This window comes from Haladaptatus sp. QDMS2 (assembly GCF_029338295.1).
Lineage (GTDB): Archaea > Halobacteriota > Halobacteria > Halobacteriales > Halococcaceae > QDMS2.
On sequence record NZ_CP119791.1, the window covers coordinates 602,916 to 627,539 of the forward strand.

Genomic DNA, 24,624 nt, shown 5'->3' on the forward strand with positions numbered 1-24,624 from the left:
ATTGAAGGTTTCGAATCGGGAGCGAATACACCGCCGCCGGAGTGCGTTTTTCTCCTACCATTCCTCGAACCACGACGAATCACGATTCTCCCGCCTCGAAGACACAATTCTCGCCAGCGATGCGCACACGCCTCACCAGTGCCATCGACGACACGGCGACACGCTTAAGTTGATGTACGAATTTGTACATTGTAAGACAAAGAAGTACATTGGTGATACAATGAGGGAATTTATCGAGCGTGTGACGGAGGGCGAGGACTTGACCATCGAACAGGCCAGAGAAGCGGCGACGCGCATCTTCGACGGCGCGACGGAGGCGCAGATGGGGGCGCTGCTCACCGCGCTCCGGGCCAAGGGCGAGACGGAGGACGAGATCGCGGGCTTCGCACAGGGCATGCGAGAGGCCGCACTCACCATCGAACCGGCACGAAACGGCAAGCCGCTCGTGGACACCTGTGGGACCGGCGGCGACGACTACGACACCATCAACGTCTCCACGACGAGTGCCGTCGTGGCCTCGGGCGCGGGCGTCGCCATCGCGAAACACGGCAACTACTCCGTCTCCTCGTCGTCGGGGAGTGCGGACGTGCTCGAAACGCTCGGCGTGAACGTGAAGGCAGACCCCGCGGACGTGGAGGCGGCCATCGAACGCGACGGCATCGGCTTCATGCTCGCGCAGGTGTTCCACCCGGCGATGAAGGCCGTCATCGGCCCACGCCGCGAACTCGGCATCCGGACCATCTTCAACGTCCTCGGACCGCTCACCAACCCTGCCGGGGCCGACGCACAGGTCATCGGCGTCTACGACCCCGACCTCGTACCCGTCATCGCCCGCGCTCTCTCGCACATGGACGTCGAACGCGCACTCGTCGTCCACGGCGCTGGTCTCGACGAAATCGCCATCCACGACGAGACAGTCGTCGCGGAGGTCACGGGCGAGGACATCGAGGAGTACACCATCACGCCCGCCGACCTCGGCCTCGAGGCACACCCAATCGAAGCCGTCGCCGGGAGCACGCCCGAAGCCAACGCCCGCGACCTCGAGGGCATCGTCGCAGGCGAGGTTACGGGCGCGAAACGTGACATCATCCTCGCGAACGCTGGCGCGGCAATCTACATCTCCGGGGAGGCCACGTCGCTCGAAGCCGGCGTCGACCGCGCACGCGAGGCCATCGACTCCGGTGCCGCGCTGGAAAAACTGAACAAACTCCGCCAGACTGTGGTGGCATGACGCGGGTGAAAATCTGCGGACTCACGACAGAAGACGACCTGCAGGCCGCAGTTACGGCGGGTGCGGACGCCGTCGGCTTCATCTGTGACGTCCCAGTCGAGACACCTCGCGAAGTCGACCCGCACGAAGCAGCAACGCTCGCCCAGGCGACGCCGCCGTTCGTCACCAGCGTGCTCGTCACCATGCCGGAATCCGTCGACCGGGTTTGTTCCCTCGTCGCCCGGGTCGAACCGGACGCGGTCCAACTCCACACGACACTCACTCCCGACGAAGTGGGCGAAATCAGTCGCCGGACGAACGTCACCGTCGTCCAGCGCGTAGAGGCGGACGACGCCCGCGTACCGAAGTACGCTGCCGTCGCGGACGCGCTCCTCGTCGATTCCGTCGACGAGCAGGGCGCGGGCGGTACGGGAACCACCGCAGACTGGTCACAGACCGCTGGCCTCGTCGCGTCTATCGACGCACCGGTCGTCCTCGCAGGTGGCCTCACGCCCGAGAACGTCGCGACGGCCATTGACCAGGTCAGCCCGTTCGCCGTCGATGTCGCGAGCGGCGTCGAGACGAGACCGGGCCACAAGGACCACGAGAAATTACACGCCTTTGTCCGCGCCACCCACCGGCAGGTGATGGTTCGGTGACGACCCGTTCGCTCACGCGCGATGCATTCGTCGCGCTCGCAGCAGAGGAGCGCCCTGCGGTTGTGCGACTCGCCGTCGAACTGGACGCGAACATCGACCCGCTCGCTGCGCACGCGGAACTCGCAGAGGGCGACTACTCGTTCCTCCTCGAAAGCGCAGAGAAGGTCGCCTCGAGCGACCCAGCCGGCGCGTTTTCCCCAGACACCGACGACCGCCACGCCCGCTACTCCTTCGTGGGCTACGACCCAGACGGTGTCGTGACGATTTCGCCAAACGAAGCTACGACAGAAGGGTTCGACGGCGCACTTGCCTCGCTCTCGCCGCCGGGTGAGGGAGACGTCCTCGACACACTATGTGAAACGCTCCCTGACCTCCCGCTTCGCGGCTTCGAGGCCGCTGGCCGCCAGCACCTTCAGGGCGGGTTGGTCGGGTTCATCTCGTACGATGCGGTGTACGACCTCTGGCTGGACGAAGTGGGCGTCGAACGACCCGCGTGCCCACTGCCGGACGCACAGTTCGTTCTCTCTACGAAGACGGTCGTCTTCGACCACGCAGAGGAGTCGATTTCGCTGGTGTTCACGCCGGTCGTCACTCCGGACACCGACGCTGGAGACCTCTACGACGACCTCGTCGCGGAGGCGGCCCGCGTCGAATCCCGCCTGCAAGCGGCGGACGCCGTCTCCCTTGGTCGGTTCACCCGCGAAGACGAACACGCAGACCCACGCGACGAGTACGAGGCGGCCGTCGACCGGGCGAAAGAACACGTCCTCGACGGCGACATCTATCAGGGCGTCATCTCCCGAAAGCGCGAACTCACGGGCGACGTGGACCCGAAGGCGCTCTACGCCGCGCTTCGAGAGGTCAACCCTTCGCCCTACATGTACCTCCTGCGTGCGGGCGACCTGAGCGTCGTCGGCGCGAGTCCGGAGACGCTCGTCTCTGTCAGCGGCGATACCGTCGTGAGCAACCCCATCGCGGGGACGTGCGGGCGCGGTGGGAGTCCCGGCGAGGACCGCCGACTAGCCGGCGAGATGCTCGCGGACGACAAGGAACGGGCGGAGCACACGATGCTCGTGGACCTCGCGCGAAACGACGTCCGCCGGGTGGCAGAACCCGGGTCCGTCCGGGTCGAGGAGTTCATGAACGTCCTCAAATATTCCCACGTCCAGCACATCGAGAGCACCGTCACGGGACGGTTGGCTCCCGAGTACGACGCCTTCGACGCGACGCGGGCGTCCTTCCCGGCGGGAACGCTCTCCGGTGCGCCCAAAGTCCGGGCGATGGAACTCATCCACGACCTCGAAGCCGGGCCGCGCGGCCTCTACGGCGGCGGCGTCGGCTACTACTCGTGGACGGGAGACGCGGACTTCGCCATCGTCATTCGGACGGCGACCATCGACCACGGGGAGACAGACCGGGTGACGATTCAGGCTGGCGCTGGCATCGTCGCCGACTCGGACCCGGCGAGCGAGTACGAGGAGACAGAAAAGAAGATGGGCGGCGTCCTCGCCGCCATCGAGCGGCTCGAACTGCCTGAGGTGACGCCATGACCGAGGTGCTGTTCGTCGATAACTTCGACTCGTTCACCTACAACCTCGTCGAGTACGTGAGCACGCACGCGGAGACGACGGTCGTGAAGAATACAGTCTCTCTCGACGAAATTCGGGCCGCAGACCCGGACGCCCTGATTCTCAGTCCGGGGCCGGGGCACCCGAAAAACGAGCGTGACGTGGGGGTCACGCGAGCGGTGCTTCGGGAACTGAGCCCCGAGATTCCGACGCTCGGCGTCTGTCTGGGGCTCGAAGCCGCCGTCTACGAGTACGGCGGGGAGATCGGTCGTGCGCCATTTCCCGTCCACGGGAAAGCCTCGGCCATCTCGCACGACGGGGCGGGGGTCTTTTCGGGGCTACCGCAGGGCTTTCGCGCCGGGCGCTATCACTCGCTCGTCGCGACTGCGGTGCCAGACTGTTTTACCGTGGCTGCGCGGTCGGACGACGACCTCGTGATGGGCGTCAGGCACACCGAGTATCCACTCGAGTGTGTGCAGTTTCATCCGGAAAGCGTGCTCACCGAACGGGGTCACGACGTCATCGAGAACTTTCTCGCGGGCGTTTAGAGGAAGACGCCGAGCACCCAGAGTATCGCCACCGCGCCGATGGCGAGCAGGAGAAGTTTCCAGGCGATGTGAAGGAGCACCCGACCCACGAGTACCATCGCTGCCAGTAACACGAGCGTCATGAGCAGCGCCGGCGGCGACGTGAGGCCTTCGAGCGCGAGTGGAATCATGATACGACCGGTATGAGATGGCGACGGATAATCGTATGGGCTGAAAACCCCCCATCGTTTCTGCTGAACCATCCCCTCACTCTGCCGATTATTCGCGAAATGATTCACTTTCACCCCGGTCTGGTGAGGGTTATTAGTGTCACACGCGTACCTACAAGTGGAGCCAAAATCAGCAACATCTCCCGCAATGGAGGTGTGAAATAAACAGCTGAGTTACAACTTCCCAATTGCCCTGAAAATCGCGAATGCCAAAGGGTTATTTGGGTGGACTCAGTACAAAATCGCCGTTACAAATGTCGCGTATGATGCCACACTTTGAAAGTCGTATCGCCCGACAGAGTGCCTCTGTCGGTTGTCGAGGGGAGTTATGAGCCGCGCAAACCTCTCCGCCGACGAGATTACCCTGCCACGAAAACGAACCGATGGTGAGACGCTCGCAGACCGGATGACCGCGAATGCGTACAACAACATCTTGCCTGCTCGATACCTTCGCAAGGACGCAAACGGGGACCTCATTGAGACCCAGGAGGACCTGTTCGTCCGCGTCGCGAAGAACATCGCACTCGCAGAAGCCGTCTACGAGGCCGAAAACCGCGGAATCGAACTCACCGCCCGCCCCGAGCAGCTGAAGCCCCGCCACCCCCGCCGCGACGAGCTCGCCGCGGAAGTGTTCGGTGACGGGACAAAAGCCACGGACGACGTAACGGTCGTCCTCACCGAGCGCAACGTCAACAAGTTCGACTACGATACCATCGTCCCGGAACTCCCTGCAGAAATCAAGGAGACGGTCGAATCCGTCCGCACCGAGTTCCAGGACCTGATGGAGGGGCTCAATTTCATCCCGAACTCGCCGACACTGATGAACGCGGGCGACGAACTCCAGCAACTCTCTGCCTGTTTCGTCGATTCGCCCGCAGACGACCTCACGGACATCCACAAGACGGCCATGGAGGCCGCAGAAGTGTTCCAGTCTGGCGGCGGCATGGGGTACGCCTTCTGGCAACTCCGCCCGTACGGTGACGCAGTCGGTTCGACCGGCGGCATCGCCTCCGGTCCGATCACGTTCATGCGGACGTTCGACCAGATGTGCGAGACCATCGCGCAGGGTGGGACGCGCCGTGGCGCACAGATGGGCGTCATGCGCGTCAGTCACCCGGACGTCATCGAATTTCTCCACGCGAAGAACAAGGACGTCTCGCTCGCGGTCACGCTCCGTCTCAACGACCCAGACGACTACACGTACACGAGCTTCAACGAGGCGCTCGAAGAAGCTCGCACCCTCATCGACGAGGAAGGGCGGGTGCCAAAGCACCTGCGCAACGCCGTCGAGGGCCATCTTTCTAATTTCAACATCTCGGTGGGCATCACCGACGACTTCATGGACGCACTCTACAACGAGGAGGAGTTCGTCTTCACCAACCCACGCACCGAACAGCCACACATCGCCACGAAAGAGACCAAGGAGATGTACGACCGCTACGGTCTCGGTCACTACGTCACCCCTGGCGAGGAACTCAAGATTCCGGCCGTCGAAATCTGGGACCACATCATCGACGGGTCGTGGGAGAACGGCGAACCCGGCGTCATCTACTTAGAGCGCGTCAACAAGGAGCACTCCTTCGACGTCGAGAAACACCCAGACCACCGCATCCTCGCGACGAATCCATGCGGCGAACAGCCGCTCGAAGAATACGAGGCGTGTAACCTCGGCCACATCAATCTCTCTACCATCGCCGACCTCGACGCGCCCGACTGGCGCGTCTGGTACGACGAGCACGGCGAGAACTACGGCTCGACCGAGGAGGCCATGCAGGCGTTCCTCGCCGACGCCATCGACTGGGACGAGTTCGACCACCGCATCGAGTGGGGGACGCGCTTCCTCGAAAACGTCGTCACCATGTCCGACTTCCCGGTGCCGAAAATCGAAGAGAAGGTCCGCAACATGCGGAAAATCGGCCTCGGCGTCATGGGTCTCGCCCAACTCTACATCCAGCTTGGCATCCGCTACGGCTCTGAGGAGGGCAACGAACTCGTCCGCCAGCTCATGATGCACATCAACCACGGCTCGAAGTGGGCCTCCCACGAACTCGCGGAAGACCGCGGGTCGTTCAACGACTGGGGAGATTCGAAGTACGCGAACCCGACCGAGTACCGCGACTGGTTCGAACACCACACCGGCCTCTCGGCCGACGAGTGGGCAGACGGCTTCTCAATTCGCAACCACAACACGACGACAGTCGCCCCGACCGGGACGACATCCATGGTCGGCAACACGACCGGAGGCATCGAGCCAATCTACAACGTCGCCTACTTCAAGAACGTCTCCGACGACGTGCAGGGCGACGAGATGCTCGTCGAGTTCGACGACTACTTCCTGCGCGTTTTGGAGGCAAACGACATCGACGCCGAGGCCGTACAGGAGGAAGCAGTCGAGCAGATGCAAAGCAACACCTTCGAGGGCGTCACGTCGCTCTCGACGGTCCCTGACGCGATTGGCGAACTGTTCGTCGTCACCGCAGACCTCACCGGCCTCGAACACGCAGGCGTCCAGTGTGCCGCACAGGCTGGCGTGGACTCGGCGATTTCGAAGACCTGCAACTTCCCGAACTCCGCGAGCAAGGAAGACATGGACGAGGTGTACCGCTACATCTACGACAACGGCGGGAAGGGCGTCACCGTCTACCGCGACGGCACCCGCAGCAAGCAGGTGCTCACGACGCGGGCGAAGAACGCAGACTTCGCCGACGACGACGAGGCCGCAGAAGCCATCGTCGAGCAGATTACGGAGGTCTTCGGGTCGATGGAGGAGTTCTTAGACCACGAGGAGGTCAAAGCCGCACTCGACGCGCAACTCGACTCCGTCGCCGCCTCGGCCGCGAAGGGCAATCTCTACGCCGAGAAGCGCCCGCGCCCGGACGTCCTCTACGGCGTCACCCAGCGCATTTCGACCGGCTACGGCAAACTGTACGTCAACATCAACGAGGACGAACAGGGCCGACCGTTCGAACTGTTCGCGAACATCGGCAACTCTGGCGGGTTCACCGCGAGCTTCACCGAGTCGCTCGCGAAGACCGTCTCCACCGCCCTGCGTTCGGGCGTCGACCCAGAAGAGATTGCTGGCGAACTGAAAGGCATCCGCTCGCCGAAAATCGCCTGGGACAAGGGCGAACAGATTCAGTCCATCCCGGACGCCATCGGCACCGCGATGCGCCGGTATCTGGACGGCGAAATCGACAAGACCTACCCACAGCAGCGCAACCTCGCCGAGATTGCAAAAGAGAGCGCGCCACAAGCCGACGACACGGAGACCGACGGTGGCGCAGCCGCGAAGCCAGCCGACGACGACGCGACGCAGTCGCTCATCGACGCCGGCGAGAGTCCGGAGTGTCCCGACTGTGGCTCGATGACGCTCTACTTCTCTGAAGGCTGCAAGACCTGCGAATCCTGTGGCTGGTCCGAGTGCAGTTAAGCGAACCATAGCGGAACGCGACTTCTCCGATTTTTCTCACGCCGTGACTGGCAAGGCGTGGCCTGCTATCGTTAAGCGGCAACCAGAATGACGGTCGGAAACGCGGATTCTCGATTGTTTACAACCGCTCTACCGACGAAATTTGAATGTTGTCAATAGGTCTAACAGAGTCCATGTGCGTCACTCCAGAGCGGTCTGATTCGAAACGGTGGGCGAGATTAGTTGTTCTGCCGAAATTTAGTGTTGCTGTGACCGACTAACTGACTGGCCGGTCCGGTCAAACCCGCCGAGTGATAGTGTTTCCGACACTATTAGTTAGTAATCCAACAAGTTTTTACAGTTGGCTCTTTGACATCGGTTCATGCCCTCCCCCCGCAGTTCGTCTCCCTCCAATAGCACCCGCCGCAGGCTCCTTTCGCTCACGGGGTCTGCGATTCTCGGGTCGCTCGCTGGCTGTGTTGACCGCGTTCCCTTGTTTTCGGACAGGGACACGGAATCTAAGCCGACGACTGGCAACCCCCAGACAGACCTCGAACCACGACCGGAGACGGAAACGGGGACGCCCGAGCCCGAACTCGCGCTCCACACCGAATACAATTCCCGAGAGCGGTTTGGGTCGCCCGGCGACTCGTTCGACGACTTCGAAGACCTCTCGTCGTGGCAGGCGGTCGAAGGCAAACTCTCGGTGGACACAGAAACGTACGTCACCGGGTCCCAGAGCATGCGAGTGACTGGTCCGGCGGACGAGAAAGCGGTTTTCGACCGCCACCTCGAAACGCCGCTGAACCTGGCCGAAAACGACCTGTCGTTCGAGTTTCGCTCGGAGAACCCGGGGAAAGTGGCCGTGCTCGTCTACGCCTACGACGCCGACGACAACTGGGCGGTGCTCGAACTCCGGAGCGTCACCTACCGGCCACCGGACGTCGGCTGGTTCCGGACGTGTCCAGGCGTGTTCAAGACGAGCGAGACGGACCCCGACCTCTCGCAGGTCGAACGCCTCCACGTCGAGGTCATCAACACCGCAGACACGGACACGAACTCGTGGCTGGACGACATGCGCGTCGTCCCGAAGGCGGACACCGGCTACGTCGTACTGAGTTGGGACGACGGCTTCACCAACTTCTACGAGCAGGGTGCGCCGCTGCACGACGAATACGACGTGCCTGCGGTTCACGCCTATCCACCCTACGCAGAGGAGTCGCCCGGCGTCTCGTTCATGACCGAAGCACAGATTCGCGAACGACAGGAGGCAGGCGACGAAATCGTCTCCCACGCGACCATCCAGAAGCGATTCTCCGAGATTTCGCCCGACCGCCTCGCGGAGAAACTCGAACGCAACAAGCAGTGGCTCGTCGACCGCGAGTTCGAGGGAGCGGACTTCATCGTCTACCCGGCAAACGACTTCGACCGGGCCGCCCTCGACACCATCTCCGAGTACCACTATATGGGTGGAATGAATCAGTCGGGAAGTACCAACACGACGAGCGTCTACGGCTTCGACCCGCTCGTCCTCCCGCGAACCATCGGCCACGACCTCGACATCTCGAAGCGGGCAGTCGATATGGCCGCCGCGCACAACCAGTGTGCAATCCTCAACTTCCATCACTTCAAGAAACGGCACACGATGCCGGTTGCGGACTACGAAAAACTCCTCCAGCACATCACGGAGAAGCAGGGCATCGAGGTGATTACCTTCTCCGACCTGTGGGAGTTGCGAAAAACTGGCCCCTGACTGCGCTCACTTGACCGTGACCCACGTCAGGAAGACGAGCGCGACGAACTGCAGCGCACGCAGGACGGCGACCGCCCCTTGAACCGTCGGGTCGGAGCCGTAGAACATCTGCATGGTGAAGAAGAAATACAGCGCCATGGCGTTCTCTACGAGCATCACCGCGCCGAAGGCGATGAGGCCGAGGATGGTGTTCGTCCGGAACGTCCGATAGTTGCGCGCCCACACGAAGGTGAGCGCCGCGAGCAGGAGAATGTTGAGTCCTGCGAGCGTGCTTGCGATCAGTAGTTCAGTTCCCATTGCCATCGTGAGTCACTCCATTTGGTCGGTGATTCGTTCGAATGTGTCCCGGTGGTGCTCGAACTGGTCCGTGAGGAAGTAGAGCGCACCGTAGCCGTCCCCGCCCGGTTCGACGACGCCGTGTTCGACCAGCATGTCGAGGTGGTGGCGTATCGTGTTGTAGTCCACGTCGAGTTCCGTCGAGAGTTGGTTCGCGTTGTGGGGGCGTTCTGAGAGGGTTCTGATGATGCGGACGCGGTTTGCGCCCCCTCGCATGCCCACGAGCAGGTACCACAGCACCTTTTCCATCGGTCGTCTACAGGGTGTTCAGTTGGTGGCAACGACAAAAGTCTCTCTCATCTGACTGTCTGGGAGACCCAGCCGCTTGGCCCACTCGGGAAGGCGGGAAGTTCTTCGCGCGACTGGACCGTCCCGTCCCCGGCCACCGCTCGCGCAGTGACCCGGTGTTGGGAACCGGGGTGGTCGTAGGTGTAGGTCCACTGTCGCCAGACGTCCTCGCCGGGGAGCGGTTCGGAAAGCGTCGCCTGCTCCCAATTTCCGCCACCCGTGGTGACCTCGACAGCTGAAATGTCCCTGAGGCCGGCGTAGGCGTGGCCGCCGACGGTCACGGTCCCGTCGCCGTTGTCGTTCACGAGCCAGAGTTTCGCCACGAGGTTCACCGGCCCGGTGCCGTGCCAGCCGCGTTCTTCCCAGTAGCCGTCTACCTGTTTGTCGAGGAATTCGATTTCTGTGAGCCACTTGACGTTGACTTCGCCCCAGTGGCCCGGAATGAGCACCCTGACGGGCGCACCGTGACTCCGCGGCAGTGGATTGCCGTTCATCCCGTACGTGAGGAACCCAGTGCGCAGGGCGGCAATCGGGAACTCGACGTAGTAGCCGTCTCCGGCGTGGAGCATCGCGCACTCACACCCCGACGCGGGCGTCACGCGGTCGAGGATGGGCGCGAGCGGTGTCCCGGTCCAGAGGGCGGTGTCCATCTTCTGTCCGTTGAGCGAGTCACCGACACACCGGAGGGTGACGAACCGTTGTTCGACGGGGAGTGCCCGCAAGTCGTCGTACGTGATGGTCAGGTCCTCGTCGACTGCGCCGGTGAGGGTGAGCGTCCACTCTTCTGCGGCCAGCCGAGGATTCACCGCGGCGATGTCCACCTCGTAGAACGACGTACTCACGAGAGGTTCGAGTCCGGCCACGGCGAGCGATTTCACTTCAGCCTCGGCGAGAAGCGTTTGAATCTCCTGGGTCTGGTCCGGGGTGAGACCAAGTGGTTGGTCCGCCGTCTCGTCTGCGTCACGCGACCCGAGGACGTACGAGAGGAGTGAGAAGCCAGCCACGCCGGCGATGGCAGTGAGCACACGTCTGCGAGCCCGTGAGTCTGCCCCACTGGTCGAGACGCCCGATTCGGTGAGTGCGAGGACGGCGGCTGCCGGAATCGCCGCGGCGAGGGCGAGAACCGGTTCGGCGGTGAGCAGCGTGACGGCCGCCCACGTCAGGCCGAGGGCCGTGGTCACGGAAACGAACCTGCTTCGCTGACGCCACCCGGTCGCCAGCGCGGCGGCCGAGAGACACGCAATGAGGAGGACTGCGAGGGTTATGGCGGCAAAGAGGTTCAGTTTCTGGCCGAGGTCCCCGAGGACGACGATGGCGAACGTGACGAGCGATGCCGGCGCGACCCGCGAAAGTGTCGCTTCGAGTGGTGCGCCCACGAACCCGGGGGTAAAGCCAGCGGCTGCGTACGACCCCGCCACGGCCGCGACGCCCGCGAGCAGGACGCGGGCGATACCGATGCGAACCAGTCGACTTCGTGGGAGCAAGTTCATCGGCGATTAGCTCCGGATGCGGGCGACGACCAGCGCGACGCCAATGAGGGCTACGAGGGCGACGCCGATGGCTGCGGTCGGACTGAGCAGTCCGCCGGCCGACTCGTCCATGTTGTCACCGGACATGTCGTCGCCAGCCATCTCGTCTTCGGTCATGTCCTCAGCCATGTCTCCGTCGGTCATAGCGTCGTCGGACATGGTCTCATCTGACATACTGTCGTCCGTCATCGAGTCGTCAGACATATTGTCACCAGTCATCTCGTCGTCGCCCATCCCGTCGTCGGTCATATTGTCGTCAGTCATGTTGTCTTCCTGGGCGAAGCTAGCCTCTGTCGCCGCGCCGACACCGCCGACGGTGAGGGCGATTGCGACGAGGAGAATTCCTACCGCTGTCACGAGTTTCTGCATGGTCAGGTGAACAGAGTCTTCGGGGGTGTATACGGATTTTTCAACATCTGGACAAACTTATTCTAGAATTTCTTCCGATTCCACGACACAACGCTCAAGCGTCTCGCGCGGGGAGTGGATGTATGGCGCAGGAAGTCGGCGGCCGCCCGTGTCCGCTCTGTGAAGAGCCAATGTACCACCGCCACTGCAAATACGTCTGTCCGAATCACGGCGTCATCTACGACTGTGCGGACACCTTCTGGTAGCTACTCGGCTGCATGCAGGCGTCTCAAGAGCGGCCCGGCGACGAGCAGGAAGGCGAGGGCCGCCGCGCCAAGCACAACCGGAAGCCCGACTCCCGAGACGCCTTCTGTCGTGAGTGTCTCCATCGAACTCCCAGCGAGGACGCCCGCAATCGCCCACGGAGCCTCACCGACGAGCGTTCCGACGACGAACGGCCACGTTCTGACTCCGGCGAGGCCCGCACTGTAGGAGATGATGTCCGTCGGGATGGGGATGAGTCGCGAGGCGATGACCCCGCGTGTCTCGCCCGTCGCGGAGAAGAACTGCGACCCCACGTCGCGGGCCTTCCCGATGATGCCATTCTCTGGGAAGTACCGTACGAGGAAGAACGGCGGGACGGCGGTCACTACGATTCCGACCAGCGCGATGGGGATGCCCACCGTGACACCGTAGACGTAGCCGACGACGATGGAGAGCGGTGTGACCGGCCAGGCGACGAGCGGTCGAAGGAGATAGGCAAGCGCGAGTACGACGGCGAAGCGCACCGGGTCGTCTGTGAGTCGGGCGAACGCAGTGAACAACTCGCGCGGGGAGAAGGCGAGCGAGGCGACGAGGATGGCGCTCCCCACGAGCGCGATGCCCACGAGTTGCCGCCGCGTCGCCCGGTCCATGTCGGTTCTCTGCCGGAACGGGGTAAACCAGTTTTGGCTCACCGGTTTGCTTTTTACCGTTTCGCGTGAACGACGAGTGTGCCCACACGCGATACGGTCGAACTCGGGGTGGAACTCCTCTCGAAGCTCGAACTGGAGGAACTCACGCTCGCCGAGGCGATAGACCGCATCGAAACCATCACGACGAACCCGGCGACGACGCGCGAGATTCTGGACGTCGCGGAGATGCGCGGCGTCATCGAGCGCGACGGGACGCTTCTCAGACCGCAGAGTGGCAACTACGTCAAATTCGAGAGTGAGGTCGTCACAAAGGAGGGGGAATTCACCTGCCGACGGTGCAACGCGGCTATCACGACGGGTTACTTTATCAAGATGCAGGCGGGAGAACTCGGGCCGTTTGGGTCCTCGTGTATCCGGAAGGTCACCGGCCGCGACTGAGTTCGTCGATGAGCTGTTCTATGAGTGCCTGCTGTTGTTCTAAGAGCGCGCTCTGCTGTTCTACGGCCGCTGTCAGTGCTTCGAGTTGTGCCTGAACGTCGTCTGCGTCAGCTGCGGGCGCTGCAACCTCGGTCGGTGGGGATTCGTCGGATTCCGCCTCGTGGTCACCGAACATCGCCGTGACCTGTCGTTGGTCGTCCGGTGATTCGCTCTCGGTTTCAGCCGCCTCAGCGCGGCCACTGCCGAGGGGTTTCAGCCCACTCTCTTCGAAGTCGTCTTCGATGGACTCGTGGGTCGGTTCCTGTTCATCAGGCGCGACCTGCGCGTTGAACGCTTCGAGCGTGGGCACGTCGTAGTAGTCGAACAGCTCCGATTCGAGCGTCTGACGAACGAGCCGGGCCTTCTCGTTCGGGCACTTGATGCGCTCGGGTCTGCCCGCACGCGAGAGGACGATTGCCGTGGCGACGCTCCCGTCTTCGAACGAGAGGCCAGTCAACTCGTCGAAGGGATAGTCATCGAACTCTGCGTCCCAGACGGCCTGCCCGACGTGCTTGACCAGGCGCTTGCTCGTGATGGCGAGCGTGAGTTCGCTAAACCGGTAGGCCGCGGCGAGCGTCTCGTCTGCGTCCATCACGCCGGCGGCAGCGAGGATGCCCGCGAGCAGCGGCTGGAGGATGTCGTCGGTTCGCTTTCCCGGCACGGTGAACGACTCCGTCCGGTCTACGTACTCCAGTTCGAAGGTGTCCTTTCGCCGCCCGCTCGCGACGGCGAGGCGGTCTACGTCGTGGCCGAACTCCGTGACGGATTCGTCGCTGAGGAGGCCCTCCGCGCGGTAGACGAGCGTGCGCGTCGGGGTGACGTAGACCCGGTCGTCACCCCCGAGGTGGACGTTGGCCGTGACCTGCTCGTCCCCAAGATGTTGGTGGACGAGGTCTGGCAGATTCATGGTAATTCATGTGATGGAATAGGTATAAAACCGCATGATGACTCGGGTGAAGATGAGAAGCTTAAAGAAGTCCCTCCTGCTACGGAAAAATGAGCCCGGGTGGCTTAGCTGGACATAGCGCCGCACTCATAGGGTTACGAGATTCGGTGCGGAGCCTTGGAAGCTCCCGACATGTTCCCGGAGGCTTTGCCGAGCCTCTAACCTGGGACATGCGGAGATCGAGGGTTCGGAGCCCTCCCCGGGCATTAATTCTGCAATCGTCGCTCACTCTGTGAGCGACACGGCTGGCAGAATTCTGGGTCGGAAATGCGACGAACCCGTAGGTGTGACGCGAACAGCGTGAGCGTCATGCAGGGAGCACCGTAGGTGCGACCGTGGTTCGGAGCCCCCTTCTCACCCGAACGAGGGGCCGTCGTTGACCAACGGCCCGAATTCGTCGATTGGAACGCCTTCCATCGTCTGGAGGCTGAGGCCGTGACGCCGGACAATCATCGCCAGGTCGAACGCCGAGGCGCGGTCGGGGGCCTCGTAGATGCAGAGGAAGTCGTAGTCGCCGAGCAGGGCGAGGGTCGTCTCGATTTCGATGGGCAAGGTTTCGGTCTCGCGGTAAATCTCACCCCACGACGACGCGAGTTCCTGCATGTTCTGGTAGTCTTTGTCGATGACGTCGACGAGCGAAACCCAGGTGGGCATGTGTTAGTCTCACACTAACAGACGTAAAAATAATTTGGGCGGCTTGGAGAACAATCTTCGGTGACGACCGGTCGGCTCACCCGACCAGTCTAAGTTGCTGTGGTGTTGTTCCGGTTACGCGTTCGATGACGTCCTCGTTTTCGAGGTCCAGTTTCACCCTCGTCACGAACCAGAGGACAGAGCCGTCGAACGCCTCGCCGATGTGGGCGTCCACGTCGTCGACGAGTTCGGCGAAGGTCAAGGCTCCGTGTTCGCCGAGGCAGGCTTTGATCGCGTCGCGCACTGCCCCGTATTTCTCGTCGTCGATACTTGCGTCGTCACGGTCGAAGTCGGGATACTGCGTGGAGATTGGTTGGTGCATGCTAGCACAGATGCTGGCCGAGATAATAGACGTGACTGCTGTAGTGGCACCGTCGTTGTCACAATAGCACTCGATGGGCATATATTCGAAAATAAAGAATCAAAAATAAATTCATTATTTTAACGAAATTTAAGACGGGACGCTGTGAGCGCTCCGTATGGACGTTTCCAGGCGGTCGTGGTTGAAACGCATCGGTGCGGTCGGAACTGGCGCGGTGCTCAGTAGTTCGCTCGCTTCGGCGGCGACGAAGCCGTCTGTCGATTGGCGACCTGCGGATTCCTCGAACTACACGAACACGTCTCGGACGGCGGCGGACATCGACTGGGTGGTCGTCCACACCATCGAGGGTAGCGACGAGACTGGCATCTCTGTTTTCCAGGACCCGGATTCGAACGTGAGCGCCCACTACGTCGTCGACGACGATGGCTATCAGGCTCAGTGTGTCTACGACGAGGACGAGGCGTGGCACGCGGGCAACAGCGATTACAACGCCCAGTCAATCGGCATTGAGCACGGCGGTAATGCCAGCCAGTCGAGTTTCCCGGACGTGCAGTATCAGGCGTCGGCTGAAATCTGCGCGTACGTCTGTGATGCCTACGACATCCCGAAAGAACACGTCGCCGGCATCCCCGACTGCAACGCCGCGGGCGGCGGCATCATTGGCCACGACCAGGTCCCGGACCCGTACAACTGCTCGCAGGGTGGCGGCGCGAGCAACCACACGGACCCCGGTGACAATTGGGACTGGGATTACTACATGGAACTCGTCGGCGGGACGAACAACGGCGGTGGCGGGTCGTACAGTTGGCCAACGTACTCCTACGGTGACCAGGCGGAGGCCGTCTACTCGATTCAGTATCTCCTCGAAGACCACGGCTACGCGCTTCAGTATCACGATGGCATCTACGGCTCCGAAGTCGAGAGCACCGTCGAACAGTTCCAGGCCGACACCGGCCTCGCGGTCGATGGAATCTGCGGACCGAACACGTGGGAACATCTCTACGTGGTCGTCTCCGGGCCGAACGACGACCCGTACTGGGCGACCTACGGCGCACAGCACCACCTCAAGCACGGCGAGGGCTATTCCATCGCCGTCGACGGCTACTACGGCGCAGAGACAGAGGGCGCAATCGAGGACTTCCAGTCGAGCGCTGGACTGACCGTAGACGGCGTCGTCGGCCACGACACCTGGCAGGCGCTCGTCGACATCTAAGCAGGCGATTTTTCTCCCACTGGCGCGTGGCACCGACCATGCACATCCGCCTCGCCACGCCGGCCGACGCACCGGAAGTGGCCGCCATCTACGCGCCGATGGTCCGCGAGACCACGGTCTCCTTCGAAACCGACCCACCCACGGAAACCGAGATGCGCGTTCGCATCGAGAAAACGCTCCCGGGCCACCCGTGGCTCGTGTGCGAAGGTGACGGCGGGACGATTCTCGGCTACGCCTACGCGGGCACTCACAACTCGCGTGAAGCCTATCAGTGGACAGTCAACGTCTCCGTGTACATCCACGAGGACGCCCGTGGGCAAGGACTGGGCCGGCGCCTCTACGAGACGCTGTTCGAAATTCTCCGTCTCCAGGGGTTCTACACGGCGTTCGCCATCATCACTGTCCCGAACGATGCGAGCGTCGCGCTCCACGAGTCGCTGGGCTTCGAATCGGTCGGTGTCATCGAATCGGCCGGCTACAAACACGGCGGCTGGCACGATGTCTCCTATTGGCGGCGCACGCTCACCGTCCCACTCGACGACCCGACGCCACCGCGCTCGCTCGACCAGCTTGATTCCGCCGTACTCGACGGGATCCTCGACACGCCAACGTCCTGAGTCCGGCAGGGTATGTTGTGCTGATCGCTGTGCGGCACTGTCGCACACTTTCTCTATATTTCTGTCGTTTCGAGGTCCGAACGTGCGTATCTGGCGAAGACCGCCTTTTTGTGGCCTTCAGACGACACATTGGCGCGTCTGAGCTTATGAACTTATTTAAACAATTCTGGCTACGTTTAATACCTCGTGAAGAGATTAGACAGTTGGCGCGGGAGTCCGATTGTTATACTTCCCCCCTAACATCCTTCCCCCCCGACTCCCCGCGTCCACTATTGTACGTCGAAGCGTGCCTTCCAGTCGGCGACGAGGTCGTTTGCGGCCGTTTCTGTCGCGACCATCTCGTGTCTGTAGTGTTCGCCCTCCGGTGCCTGAATCAGGCGGTCGAACGAGACGGCCCAGTCGCCCGCTCTCGTTTGTCTGAGACTGATGGTGGCGTAGCCGTCGTCACGCCGCCACTCGCGTTTGCTCCCGATAGGGTCACGTTCGGTCCAGCTCATACCTATTCCTATGCAGTCACTAAGGTAAGCCCCGCGAACCGAATACGCTCTTTAGGCTCCGCCGCCTACCTCGACCGATGCCCTCCCACCCGTCGGACTACCGAGTCATTCGGTCTCTCGCGGTCACGGCCAACGATGTCGTGATGGCCTATGAGACCAACCGGTCCCGTCGTGACCAGCAGGCGGTCATCAGAGTCACGCCGCCGTTTAACGGTCGGATGCGTGCGCGACTCCATCTCGTCCGGCACGGAGACACCTACGATTCAGCCAGTGTCGAACCGCTCCACATCGACCCCGCCGCGCTCGTCACCAACCCGCCCGCTTACCCGCATGCGACGGACACAGAAGCCGAACTCAGAGCCGACCCATCGACGCCGTACTCGGTCGACGCCCACTACGAGTACCACCGAAACGCCATTTCAGCGTGGCGCAGTGCCGTTTCCAGTCGGATTGGGGAAACAGTCACGCATTCTGGTAGGCACGGCCCACACACCGTTCTCGTGAAGGTTCTTGGAAAGGAATCCGGCAATGTAGAATAATTGGTTCTCCACGGGCTTTGAAGGTTTTAGTCCATTTTTAGGGAGTCATGAAACGTTTTCAGACTGTTTTCTTAGCGTGAAATGGGCGAAAACTGTCCAAACGCTCCACCCATTATATGCTACCTCCTATCGTAGACATGTGTGAGGTAATTGGGGTGTCCTCCATGAACGAATCCGCCATGAATGATAACAGGTCCTCACTCGCCGCCCGCCCCGACGCGGGCGACTCCGGAGACCCGACTGCATCGCTCGCAACCGTATCCGCGAAGTACAGAGACGAACTCGTCCGCTCGTTCGAGGCTGTGGCCTTCTGGTCAGCAATCGCACTTCCCTTCCTCCACGTGCCATTGCTCGTTGACGGACTCGACACGCCTCCAAAGCAGGTCGCGTTCGCCGCCCTCCTCGTCCTCAACGTCGTGATGCTCGTCGTGGGCCATTCCCACCACGACCGCGAACGCTGAGGATTTATTCCCGTTCGGGAGCAATTTCCGAGCATGGATCTCGACGTCGTCCCGCTCGGCCGTACCGGTTTACACGTTTCAGAAGTCGCCTTCGGGACGTGGCGCTTCGGTCGTGAGAACGACCGCGGCGACATCGAAGTGGGCGAAGACCGCGCCCACGAACTGTTAGACGCCTACGCAGAGCACGGCGGCCGCTTTATCGATACTGCAGACATCTACGGTGATGGCCGGGCAGAGGAGTACATCGGCGACTGGCTCGCGGGCCGCGACCGCGAAGAGTTCACTATCGCCTCGAAGATTTACTGGCCGACCCGGCAGGACCCGAACGGCCGCGGGCTGAACCGAAAGCACATCCGAAAGGAGATAGACCGGATTTTAGAGCGTCTCGGAACGAGTTTCGTGGACATCCTCTACATCCACCGCTGGGACGACGACACTCCGCCCGAGCAGTTCATGCGAACCCTGAACGGCCTCGTCGAAGACGGGAAGGTAAACCACCTCGGCACCTCCACGTTCGAACCGAACGCCTGGAAGGTCACCCGCGCGAACGAAATCGCAGACCGGCGGGGCTACGAACCGTTCACCGTCGCTCAACCGCGATACAACCTCGTCAACCGGGAAATCGAGGGGAATTATCTGGAGATGGCCTCTCACTACGGGCTCGCTATCGTCCCGTGGAGTCCGCTCGCCGGCGGGTTCCTCTCTGGAAAATACAAACGAACCGAGGAACCGCCCGAGGGAACTCGTGGCGCGACCGACTCCCAGTTCGCGGACACCTACCTCACGAGCGCGAACTTCGACGTGATGGAGGAAGTCTCTGAGGTCGCCCGCGAAGTCGGCACGTCACCGGTCGCGGTCAGTCTCGCCTGGTTGCTTCACCACGACGCGGTGACGGCTCCGATTATCGGCGCACGCACCGTAGAGCAGTTAGAAGAGAACCTCGCGGCCACCGACATCACCCTCTCGCGGACGCAGTTCGAACGCCTCGCAAACGCGAAATAACGGTTATCCTGTTCCCGAACCAACGTATTGGGGATGAACACGTCTTCGATGGATTCGATCGTCGAAAAGCTCCGCTCGGCTGCAACCGTGTCGTCGGTGTACGGTGAACCGGTCGAACACGGTGAAAAGACCGTGATTCCGGTCGCCCGCATCGCCTTCGGCTTCGGCGGTGGCTACGGGTCGAGTGAGGAACACGAAGCGGACGACGAGGAGGCGACCGAACACGAGACTGAGGAGGGTGGCGGTGCTGGCGGCGGTGTCGTCGCGATGCCCCTCGGCGTCGTGGAAATCACGGAGGCGGACACACGATTCATTCGATTCAGCGACCGAAAACGCGCCGCGAGAAACCTTATCCTCGGGATATTCATTGGGCTCCTGCTCAGCCGCAGCTTGCGAAGGCGAAGTTAGTAGCCGTGGCATCACACTTCGACACCGTTGACCGAATCAGTGTGAGCTCCTGTCTGGATACTATTTTGAGGTGGTGCGCAGCATGACTAGCTGATTCCGATCGATTTTCTAGGTCGATTGTGCGTGGCTGTGTACACGTTGTACTACAGATATCCAAGATCGGACAGTCGATCCTCTATCTGATCGTCAAGCACATTGTCCACTTCACCCGTCCGATACGTAAGCGACTCGTACTCGTCATATTCGATGTCTTTGCGAACTAACTTTGACGGGACACGTCCTGTCATTCTCGTTGGTACGGGCACGTCTGCAGTTGCAAGCGTGATTGGAGCGACATCGATTAACTCTAAACTCCCGTTCCAGTCCAGATTGAACGCCGGGCCGCTCCCAATGAACACGCCCACCGTCTTGTGGTCGAACACATTGGTTTTGATGAATCTCTTCCCGAATAGTTTCGTTTTCACCGGATTGTTCATCTTGTTTGGATAGAACAAGATATCACACGCGCTATTGGTGTACGGTCCCGAGTAAACGTCTTCTCTCCGCACGACGCGTTCGAACGCCGATTCTCCATCGGGTGTTTCAATTGTAGATAATAACTCGATTATCTCGTCTCGAATCGTTTCGTATTCGTTCAGGTCTACGATACCACTCGCCTCTCTACCTTTGACATTTAGTCGAATACCTAGTTCGGAGCTGCTTCGGCAATAGGCAACCGATGATTCCACTTCGACGACGACCTCTATTGCCTTTTTTACGTTGTAGGGGAGCATCGAAAGCGTGATCTCCCCAAGTCCAACCCGCTGAAGCACTGCATACATCTGTCCCGGAGAGATGCCCATCCCCCGTAAGAGGCGTACCGTGTGTTGAATCGCAGTAGTGGTACTCTCAGTTCGGTCCGAGCGGTTCACCTGTGTCAACGTCTGCTTTGCCGAACGAAGCGAATGATCGTGACGGGTCGTTGTGGTTTCAACATATCCTGCGTCTCGAAGAATTTCGTTGATGTAGATTGTATAGCCGTTGGCCGGTCCGATGCCATGGTCTGAACAAACGATTATCGTATCATCAGTATCTACGATGCTCACTAACTCACCAACAAACTCGTCGGCTTTTTTGTAAACTTGGAGGAACTCCTCGTCCGTATCGAAATTATGAAATACCGCGTCCGTCTTTTGCACCTGGATGATTCCGACATCCCACTCGTAGTTCGTCAGCAGGTATTTTGCCGCCTTCGTTCGCATTTCTATCAGATTCACATAATCATTGAGTTTTTTCTCGGCATCGTTGCTCAATTCGTACTCGGCATAGATTCGATATGTTTCGCCGATTGCCTGACTAATCTCCGACCGAATATTCGCTGGATAACCCGGTGCTTTCTCGGGTGCAAGATAGCCTGGAACGATTACCCCATTAATTTCCTCAACTGGATGCGTAACTGGAAGATTCAATACAATGGACTGGCGGTTTTTTTCAGTTAAATAATTCCACAGTGCTGGTGCCCGGACATCATTTCGCGTTATCAGTGTTGACTCTGTTGGAGCCCTTGCATCATGAGAGAAAAAATCGTAGACACTGTGGTAGCTTGGATCTACGCCCGTGTACATCGAAGGCCAGGCGCTTCCCGTCCATGGCGGCATCGTCGACGCAAGCGGTGTCGCTACGCCTTTCGAACGGAGCGAAGCGAAATTGGGGAGTTCATCAGAAAACCTGTTTAAATACTCAAAGTCAAGTGCGTCGAATCCAAGAACGAGGGTTTTTCCAGACATGTCAATTATTAATGTTCGACTGCTATCCGTATTAAGCTTTGGTAGAGCCCCCCAAATCTGGTACTCCACGTTCAGGAAATAATGATATAATTATGTCTATTTGGGGAATTTTCAGCTATTCTATCATTAAACGCTGGTGATAAGCAATACAGAGATCTCTGCGGTGTGTTGCTACTCGGCTGTTTCGTTGCTCTGGGTAGTCCCCAACAGTTCGGTATGGATGTCCCGCCCCTTGAGCAGCAGGAAGCCGGTGAAGATGACGAGGAATCCGGCGGCAGTGTAGACGTCGATGACCTCGTCCAAGAACAGGAACCCACTGAGCGCCGCGAAGATGGGTGCGACGTAGGAGACGAGGTTGATTTCGACGGGGCCGAGGCGGTCTAACAGGTCGAAGTAGATGAGAAAGCCAATCGCACTCGCCACGAGGGAGAGGTACGCAAGTGCGAGCAGCCCCTCGTTCGTCCAGACGACGTCTCCGAGCGACTCGTTTGGGAGGGCGAGACTCACAGCGTGCATGAGCACGGCCCCACCGAGCATCGACCACGCCTCCATCGTCTCGATGGGGAGGTCTGCCTCGATGCGGCGGGTAAGCACGCTCCCGAAGGAAAATGAGAGCGCGGCGAGGAAGACGAGGAACTTCGCGACCACGTCCTCGGTGAGGAGGTTAGCAGGGTCTGGGCGTGCGAGGATGGTGACGCCGACGAGGGCGATGACCATGCCGACTACACCGGCGACGGTGAGGCGCTGACTCGGCAACAGCGCACGAGCGAACGAGGTGGTCAGGATGGGTGAGAGGCTGATGATGACGGCGGCGGCGGCGCTCGTCGTCTGCGTCTCGCCGATGAACAGGAAGATGTGGTAGCCAGCGATGAGCAGGACTGCGCCGACGATTACGAGATACCACTCCTCGCGCGTCCGTGGAAGCCAGTGGTCGGTCACGTACACGGCGTAGGCGAGCATGAACACCGCCGCGATGTCGTAGCGGAGGGCGGCGAACAGCACGGGTGGGAAGAAGTCGAGGCCCGCCTTGATAGCCATGAACGCAGACCCCCAGATTGCGGCGAGGACGACGAACAGCAGGAGATTCCGATAGCGCACACCGGTGATGGAGTGTCAGCGTGCCTCAACCTTTCGTTAGGGAACGCGCTCGCCGCGAAGTGCGATGAGGATGTCCTCGCGCGTGATGATGCCGACGAGGACGTTGTTTTCGACCACCGGGAGGCGATTGATGTCGCGCTCTACGTCGGTCACGAGGTCGATGATGTGGTCTAAGTCGTCGTCAGGGGAGACGGTCACCACGTCGGTGGTCATCACGTCCCTGATTGGCTTGCCTGCGTTCTTCACGAGGTCGATGTTCACGTCGAGTTCGTTCCACGAGAGGTCGAAGCCGTAGGTCTGGCTTTCGAGAAACGGTGGGAAGCCAATGGGAATCCAGAGGGTGCGGTGGGAGGGCTGGAAGATTTCGACGAGGTCGCCCTGCGTGACGATGCCGACGACGTGGTCCGCCTCGTCCACGACCGGGAAACCGTTGAAATCAGCCTGCGCGAGTCGCGTGAGTACGGAACTCACCTCGTCGTCTGGGTGGACCGTCTCTACGTCGGTCGTCATGATGTCGCGTGCGAGGAGTGCCATGTGCAAACACACATCTTCCGAGGCCGTAGTGGTTGCGGTACCCTGAAATATCAGTGAGCTATCCTAAAACACACATTTAAATCATCTGGGAACATACCAGCAGGCATGGCCGTGTACGGCCGATGCACCCTTCGTAACCTGTTCGACGATTCGCCCACGCCGCACATCGCACACCCTCCTCGCACTCACCATCGCCATTTTTACGTCGCGACTGATGGGTCCTACCGGGAGTCGGGTGGCGGGCTTGGGGTCGTCATCGAAACGCACGACGGCGAGCGCGTGGCTCGGCTTTCGGTGCCCGATTCGCCGCCGGACAACAACGTCGCCGAGTACCGGGCGCTCCACCTCGGACTCGACGTGCTCGCCGCGCGTGCGCCGCCGACGGCGCGGGTCGGCGTGCTCGTGGACCACGCGAATCTCGCGGCGAACGTGAACACGGCGACCATCCTCGCCCAGGACGCAGACTGGCTGCCACACCACCAGTTCACGATTCCGACCCGCGCAGAACACCACTGGCGGGGGATTCGAGCGCGCATCTGTGGGTTCGCGGAACTGCGCGCCGCCCAGATTTCCTCTGGCGACAACCCGGCGCACTCGCTTGCGAACGCGCCGGACCAGTACGGTCACGTCAATAACGAGCCACCGCGTTGCGTGCTGCCACAGCCCTTTGACGTGCCCCACTCCCCGAGCGAGACGGGCGTGCCGCCGCCGTCTCGCGCCGACCGTCACGCCGGAGATTAACCTATGACCTACGCCGAGGAACTCGACGTCCAGCGCGCCAGCAAAGACGAATTTTTCAAGCGACACCCACACTCGCCCATCCCGCACGACCAGCGCGAGGGGTTCCGTGGCCTGTCCTACTACGACCCGAACCCGGACCTCCGGTTCGTCGTCCCGCTCCACGAACACGAGGAGAAAGAAGAACTCTTGCTCGACACGAGCACCGAGGGCGTCCGCCAGTACCTCCGCTGGGGCGAGTTCCGCGTCGAAATCGACGGCGAGGAGGTTGCGATTCAGGCCTACCGAACCGACGAACACGAACAGCGCCTGTTCATCCCCTTCCGCGACCGGACGAGCGGCAACGAGACCTACGGCGCGGGTCGCTACCTCGATTTAGAGGGCGACGACCGCGACGGCGAGCAGTGGGTTCTCGATTTCAACCTCGCGTACAATCCGTACTGTGCGTACTCGGAGGCCTACGAGTGTCCGCTGCCACCGGGTGAAAACTGGCTGCAAGTGCCGGTGAAAGCCGGCGAGAAGAACTACGAACCGGCGTGAGC

Annotated in this window: 29 protein-coding genes and 1 tRNA gene; 17 read left to right on the plus strand and 13 right to left on the minus strand. The window is 61.1% G+C overall.

Annotation, left to right across the window (positions count from 1 at the left end; translation table 11 throughout):
- The first annotated feature begins 220 nt into the window (after positions 1–220).
- The 4 genes from trpD to trpG are packed head-to-tail and all read left to right on the plus strand — an operon-like array spanning position 221 to position 3,985.
- Positions 221–1,231 (plus strand): anthranilate phosphoribosyltransferase, encoded by a 1,011-nt coding sequence (gene trpD, locus P1M51_RS03260; RefSeq protein WP_276246762.1) that lies wholly within the window; start codon positions 221–223, stop codon positions 1,229–1,231.
- Complete coding sequence (locus P1M51_RS03265) at positions 1,228–1,869, plus strand: phosphoribosylanthranilate isomerase (protein ID WP_276246763.1); 642 nt, start codon at positions 1,228–1,230, stop codon at positions 1,867–1,869. Before trpD ends, P1M51_RS03265 begins: the two co-directional genes overlap by 4 nt.
- Positions 1,866–3,419: an anthranilate synthase component I gene (gene trpE / locus P1M51_RS03270; protein WP_276246764.1), complete on the plus strand. Its 1,554-nt coding sequence runs from the start codon at positions 1,866–1,868 to the stop codon at positions 3,417–3,419. Before P1M51_RS03265 ends, trpE begins: the two co-directional genes overlap by 4 nt.
- Positions 3,416–3,985 (plus strand): anthranilate synthase component II, encoded by a 570-nt coding sequence (trpG, locus tag P1M51_RS03275; RefSeq protein ID WP_276246765.1) that lies wholly within the window; start codon positions 3,416–3,418, stop codon positions 3,983–3,985. Before trpE ends, trpG begins: the two co-directional genes overlap by 4 nt.
- Here the strand turns inward: trpG and P1M51_RS03280 are convergent.
- Positions 3,982–4,155 (minus strand): hypothetical protein, encoded by a 174-nt coding sequence (locus tag P1M51_RS03280; protein ID WP_276246766.1) that lies wholly within the window; start codon positions 4,153–4,155, stop codon positions 3,982–3,984. The genes trpG and P1M51_RS03280 overlap by 4 nt on opposite strands.
- Before the next feature lie 367 nt (positions 4,156–4,522).
- Here P1M51_RS03280 and P1M51_RS03285 point away from each other — a divergent pair, with 367 nt between their 5' ends.
- A complete protein-coding gene (locus P1M51_RS03285; RefSeq protein WP_276246767.1) occupies positions 4,523–7,624 on the plus strand; it encodes an adenosylcobalamin-dependent ribonucleoside-diphosphate reductase in 3,102 nt (1,033 codons plus the stop codon).
- A gap of 361 nt (positions 7,625–7,985) precedes the next feature.
- Positions 7,986–9,356 (plus strand): polysaccharide deacetylase family protein, encoded by a 1,371-nt coding sequence (locus P1M51_RS03290; RefSeq protein WP_276274814.1) that lies wholly within the window; start codon positions 7,986–7,988, stop codon positions 9,354–9,356.
- A 6-nt stretch (positions 9,357–9,362) separates the two neighbouring features.
- On the opposite strand, the gene P1M51_RS03295 is transcribed toward P1M51_RS03290, so the two are convergent.
- The 4 genes from P1M51_RS03295 to P1M51_RS03310 are packed head-to-tail and all read right to left on the minus strand — an operon-like array spanning position 9,363 to position 11,878.
- Positions 9,363–9,653 (minus strand): hypothetical protein, encoded by a 291-nt coding sequence (locus P1M51_RS03295; RefSeq protein ID WP_369685111.1) that lies wholly within the window; start codon positions 9,651–9,653, stop codon positions 9,363–9,365.
- 12 nt (positions 9,654–9,665) lie between these two features.
- Positions 9,666–9,941, minus strand: a complete 276-nt coding sequence (locus P1M51_RS03300; protein ID WP_276246770.1) for a winged helix-turn-helix domain-containing protein — start codon at positions 9,939–9,941, stop codon at positions 9,666–9,668.
- A 47-nt stretch (positions 9,942–9,988) separates the two neighbouring features.
- Complete coding sequence (locus P1M51_RS03305; RefSeq protein ID WP_276274815.1) at positions 9,989–11,470, minus strand: molybdopterin-dependent oxidoreductase; 1,482 nt, start codon at positions 11,468–11,470, stop codon at positions 9,989–9,991.
- Positions 11,471–11,476: 6 nt separating this feature from the next.
- On the minus strand, positions 11,477–11,878 hold the full coding sequence (locus P1M51_RS03310; protein ID WP_276246772.1) for a pentapeptide MXKDX repeat protein: 402 nt from the start codon (positions 11,876–11,878) through the stop codon (positions 11,477–11,479).
- Positions 11,879–12,000: 122 nt separating this feature from the next.
- Here P1M51_RS03310 and P1M51_RS03315 point away from each other — a divergent pair, with 122 nt between their 5' ends.
- Positions 12,001–12,123 carry an HVO_2523 family zinc finger protein gene (locus P1M51_RS03315; RefSeq protein ID WP_276246773.1) on the plus strand — a complete coding sequence of 41 codons (123 nt, stop codon included), beginning with the start codon at positions 12,001–12,003 and terminating at the stop codon, positions 12,121–12,123.
- Here P1M51_RS03315 and P1M51_RS03320 read toward each other — a convergent pair whose 3' ends face one another.
- Entirely contained in the window at positions 12,124–12,771 is a 648-nt protein-coding gene (locus tag P1M51_RS03320) for a TVP38/TMEM64 family protein (RefSeq protein ID WP_276246774.1), read from the minus strand.
- A 78-nt stretch (positions 12,772–12,849) separates the two neighbouring features.
- Between P1M51_RS03320 and P1M51_RS03325 the strand changes: the two genes are divergently transcribed.
- Positions 12,850–13,209 (plus strand): DUF5830 family protein, encoded by a 360-nt coding sequence (locus tag P1M51_RS03325; protein ID WP_276246775.1) that lies wholly within the window; start codon positions 12,850–12,852, stop codon positions 13,207–13,209.
- On the opposite strand, the gene P1M51_RS03330 is transcribed toward P1M51_RS03325, so the two are convergent.
- Complete coding sequence (locus tag P1M51_RS03330; protein WP_276246776.1) at positions 13,193–14,155, minus strand: hypothetical protein; 963 nt, start codon at positions 14,153–14,155, stop codon at positions 13,193–13,195. The genes P1M51_RS03325 and P1M51_RS03330 overlap by 17 nt on opposite strands.
- Positions 14,156–14,248: 93 nt before the next feature.
- On the opposite strand from P1M51_RS03330, the gene P1M51_RS03335 reads away from it, so the two are divergent.
- Positions 14,249–14,400: transfer RNA gene (locus tag P1M51_RS03335), tRNA-Met, on the plus strand.
- 148 nt (positions 14,401–14,548) lie between these two features.
- On the opposite strand, the gene P1M51_RS03340 is transcribed toward P1M51_RS03335, so the two are convergent.
- Positions 14,549–14,848 (minus strand): GYD domain-containing protein, encoded by a 300-nt coding sequence (locus P1M51_RS03340; RefSeq protein WP_276246777.1) that lies wholly within the window; start codon positions 14,846–14,848, stop codon positions 14,549–14,551.
- A 76-nt stretch (positions 14,849–14,924) separates the two neighbouring features.
- Entirely contained in the window at positions 14,925–15,209 is a 285-nt protein-coding gene (locus P1M51_RS03345; RefSeq protein ID WP_276246778.1) for a hypothetical protein, read from the minus strand.
- A 157-nt stretch (positions 15,210–15,366) separates the two neighbouring features.
- Between P1M51_RS03345 and P1M51_RS03350 the strand changes: the two genes are divergently transcribed.
- Positions 15,367–16,422, plus strand: coding sequence for an N-acetylmuramoyl-L-alanine amidase (locus tag P1M51_RS03350; RefSeq protein ID WP_276274816.1), 1,056 nt, complete (start codon positions 15,367–15,369; stop codon positions 16,420–16,422).
- A gap of 26 nt (positions 16,423–16,448) precedes the next feature.
- Positions 16,449–17,039, plus strand: a complete 591-nt coding sequence (locus tag P1M51_RS03355) for an arsinothricin resistance N-acetyltransferase ArsN1 family B (protein ID WP_276274817.1) — start codon at positions 16,449–16,451, stop codon at positions 17,037–17,039.
- A gap of 269 nt (positions 17,040–17,308) precedes the next feature.
- On the opposite strand, the gene P1M51_RS03360 is transcribed toward P1M51_RS03355, so the two are convergent.
- Entirely contained in the window at positions 17,309–17,536 is a 228-nt protein-coding gene (locus tag P1M51_RS03360) for a hypothetical protein (RefSeq protein ID WP_276246781.1), read from the minus strand.
- 77 nt (positions 17,537–17,613) lie between these two features.
- Between P1M51_RS03360 and P1M51_RS03365 the strand changes: the two genes are divergently transcribed.
- From P1M51_RS03365 to P1M51_RS03380, 4 genes are all read left to right on the plus strand, one after another.
- Positions 17,614–18,075 (plus strand): hypothetical protein, encoded by a 462-nt coding sequence (locus P1M51_RS03365; RefSeq protein ID WP_276246782.1) that lies wholly within the window; start codon positions 17,614–17,616, stop codon positions 18,073–18,075.
- Between the two features lie 179 nt (positions 18,076–18,254).
- Positions 18,255–18,536, plus strand: coding sequence for a hypothetical protein (locus tag P1M51_RS03370; protein WP_276246783.1), 282 nt, complete (start codon positions 18,255–18,257; stop codon positions 18,534–18,536).
- A gap of 33 nt (positions 18,537–18,569) precedes the next feature.
- On the plus strand, positions 18,570–19,538 hold the full coding sequence (locus P1M51_RS03375; RefSeq protein ID WP_276246784.1) for an aldo/keto reductase: 969 nt from the start codon (positions 18,570–18,572) through the stop codon (positions 19,536–19,538).
- 33 nt (positions 19,539–19,571) lie between these two features.
- On the plus strand, positions 19,572–19,946 hold the full coding sequence (locus P1M51_RS03380; protein WP_276246785.1) for a GerW family sporulation protein: 375 nt from the start codon (positions 19,572–19,574) through the stop codon (positions 19,944–19,946).
- A 143-nt stretch (positions 19,947–20,089) separates the two neighbouring features.
- Here the strand turns inward: P1M51_RS03380 and P1M51_RS03385 are convergent, their stop codons facing one another.
- From P1M51_RS03385 to P1M51_RS03395, 3 genes are all read right to left on the minus strand, one after another.
- Positions 20,090–21,712: an alkaline phosphatase family protein gene (locus P1M51_RS03385; protein WP_276246786.1), complete on the minus strand. Its 1,623-nt coding sequence runs from the start codon at positions 21,710–21,712 to the stop codon at positions 20,090–20,092.
- Positions 21,713–21,883: 171 nt separating this feature from the next.
- The gene (locus tag P1M51_RS03390; protein WP_369685112.1) at positions 21,884–22,750 is read right to left on the minus strand and encodes a DMT family transporter; all 867 of its coding nucleotides are present in this window, start codon (positions 22,748–22,750) and stop codon (positions 21,884–21,886) included.
- A 96-nt stretch (positions 22,751–22,846) separates the two neighbouring features.
- The gene (locus P1M51_RS03395; protein ID WP_276246788.1) at positions 22,847–23,344 is read right to left on the minus strand and encodes a CBS domain-containing protein; all 498 of its coding nucleotides are present in this window, start codon (positions 23,342–23,344) and stop codon (positions 22,847–22,849) included.
- 105 nt (positions 23,345–23,449) lie between these two features.
- Here P1M51_RS03395 and P1M51_RS03400 point away from each other — a divergent pair, with 105 nt between their 5' ends.
- Together P1M51_RS03400 and P1M51_RS03405 are read left to right on the plus strand one after the other, a co-directional pair.
- Complete coding sequence (locus P1M51_RS03400; RefSeq protein WP_276246789.1) at positions 23,450–24,085, plus strand: ribonuclease H; 636 nt, start codon at positions 23,450–23,452, stop codon at positions 24,083–24,085.
- A 3-nt stretch (positions 24,086–24,088) separates the two neighbouring features.
- On the plus strand, positions 24,089–24,622 hold the full coding sequence (locus tag P1M51_RS03405; protein ID WP_276246790.1) for a DUF1684 domain-containing protein: 534 nt from the start codon (positions 24,089–24,091) through the stop codon (positions 24,620–24,622).
- The last annotated feature ends 2 nt before the right edge of the window (positions 24,623–24,624 follow it).

What these genes read in the sequence shown, in the direction of transcription:
- P1M51_RS03400 (WP_276246789.1), top strand. Translation starts at nt 23,450, where the DNA reads ATGGCCGTGTACGGCCGATGCACCCTTCGTAACCTGTTCGACGATTCG.
- P1M51_RS03295 (WP_369685111.1), bottom strand. Translation starts at nt 9,653, where the DNA reads ATGGGAACTGAACTACTGATCGCAAGCACGCTCGCAGGACTCAACATT.
- trpG (WP_276246765.1), top strand. Translation starts at nt 3,416, where the DNA reads ATGACCGAGGTGCTGTTCGTCGATAACTTCGACTCGTTCACCTACAAC.
- P1M51_RS03320 (WP_276246774.1), bottom strand. Translation starts at nt 12,771, where the DNA reads ATGGACCGGGCGACGCGGCGGCAACTCGTGGGCATCGCGCTCGTGGGG.
- P1M51_RS03265 (WP_276246763.1), top strand. Translation starts at nt 1,228, where the DNA reads ATGACGCGGGTGAAAATCTGCGGACTCACGACAGAAGACGACCTGCAG.
- P1M51_RS03340 (WP_276246777.1), bottom strand. Translation starts at nt 14,848, where the DNA reads ATGCCCACCTGGGTTTCGCTCGTCGACGTCATCGACAAAGACTACCAG.
- P1M51_RS03380 (WP_276246785.1), top strand. Translation starts at nt 19,572, where the DNA reads ATGAACACGTCTTCGATGGATTCGATCGTCGAAAAGCTCCGCTCGGCT.
- P1M51_RS03300 (WP_276246770.1), bottom strand. Translation starts at nt 9,941, where the DNA reads ATGGAAAAGGTGCTGTGGTACCTGCTCGTGGGCATGCGAGGGGGCGCA.
- P1M51_RS03310 (WP_276246772.1), bottom strand. Translation starts at nt 11,878, where the DNA reads ATGCAGAAACTCGTGACAGCGGTAGGAATTCTCCTCGTCGCAATCGCC.
- P1M51_RS03365 (WP_276246782.1), top strand. Translation starts at nt 17,614, where the DNA reads ATGCCCTCCCACCCGTCGGACTACCGAGTCATTCGGTCTCTCGCGGTC.
- P1M51_RS03395 (WP_276246788.1), bottom strand. Translation starts at nt 23,344, where the DNA reads ATGGCACTCCTCGCACGCGACATCATGACGACCGACGTAGAGACGGTC.
- P1M51_RS03330 (WP_276246776.1), bottom strand. Translation starts at nt 14,155, where the DNA reads ATGAATCTGCCAGACCTCGTCCACCAACATCTTGGGGACGAGCAGGTC.
- P1M51_RS03305 (WP_276274815.1), bottom strand. Translation starts at nt 11,470, where the DNA reads ATGAACTTGCTCCCACGAAGTCGACTGGTTCGCATCGGTATCGCCCGC.
- P1M51_RS03390 (WP_369685112.1), bottom strand. Translation starts at nt 22,750, where the DNA reads ATGGCTATCAAGGCGGGCCTCGACTTCTTCCCACCCGTGCTGTTCGCC.
- P1M51_RS03290 (WP_276274814.1), top strand. Translation starts at nt 7,986, where the DNA reads ATGCCCTCCCCCCGCAGTTCGTCTCCCTCCAATAGCACCCGCCGCAGG.
- P1M51_RS03350 (WP_276274816.1), top strand. Translation starts at nt 15,367, where the DNA reads ATGGACGTTTCCAGGCGGTCGTGGTTGAAACGCATCGGTGCGGTCGGA.
- P1M51_RS03345 (WP_276246778.1), bottom strand. Translation starts at nt 15,209, where the DNA reads ATGCACCAACCAATCTCCACGCAGTATCCCGACTTCGACCGTGACGAC.
- trpD (WP_276246762.1), top strand. Translation starts at nt 221, where the DNA reads ATGAGGGAATTTATCGAGCGTGTGACGGAGGGCGAGGACTTGACCATC.
- P1M51_RS03280 (WP_276246766.1), bottom strand. Translation starts at nt 4,155, where the DNA reads ATGATTCCACTCGCGCTCGAAGGCCTCACGTCGCCGCCGGCGCTGCTC.
- P1M51_RS03315 (WP_276246773.1), top strand. Translation starts at nt 12,001, where the DNA reads ATGGCGCAGGAAGTCGGCGGCCGCCCGTGTCCGCTCTGTGAAGAGCCA.
- P1M51_RS03370 (WP_276246783.1), top strand. Translation starts at nt 18,255, where the DNA reads ATGAATGATAACAGGTCCTCACTCGCCGCCCGCCCCGACGCGGGCGAC.
- P1M51_RS03405 (WP_276246790.1), top strand. Translation starts at nt 24,089, where the DNA reads ATGACCTACGCCGAGGAACTCGACGTCCAGCGCGCCAGCAAAGACGAA.
- P1M51_RS03375 (WP_276246784.1), top strand. Translation starts at nt 18,570, where the DNA reads ATGGATCTCGACGTCGTCCCGCTCGGCCGTACCGGTTTACACGTTTCA.
- P1M51_RS03385 (WP_276246786.1), bottom strand. Translation starts at nt 21,712, where the DNA reads ATGTCTGGAAAAACCCTCGTTCTTGGATTCGACGCACTTGACTTTGAG.
- P1M51_RS03285 (WP_276246767.1), top strand. Translation starts at nt 4,523, where the DNA reads ATGAGCCGCGCAAACCTCTCCGCCGACGAGATTACCCTGCCACGAAAA.
- P1M51_RS03360 (WP_276246781.1), bottom strand. Translation starts at nt 17,536, where the DNA reads ATGAGCTGGACCGAACGTGACCCTATCGGGAGCAAACGCGAGTGGCGG.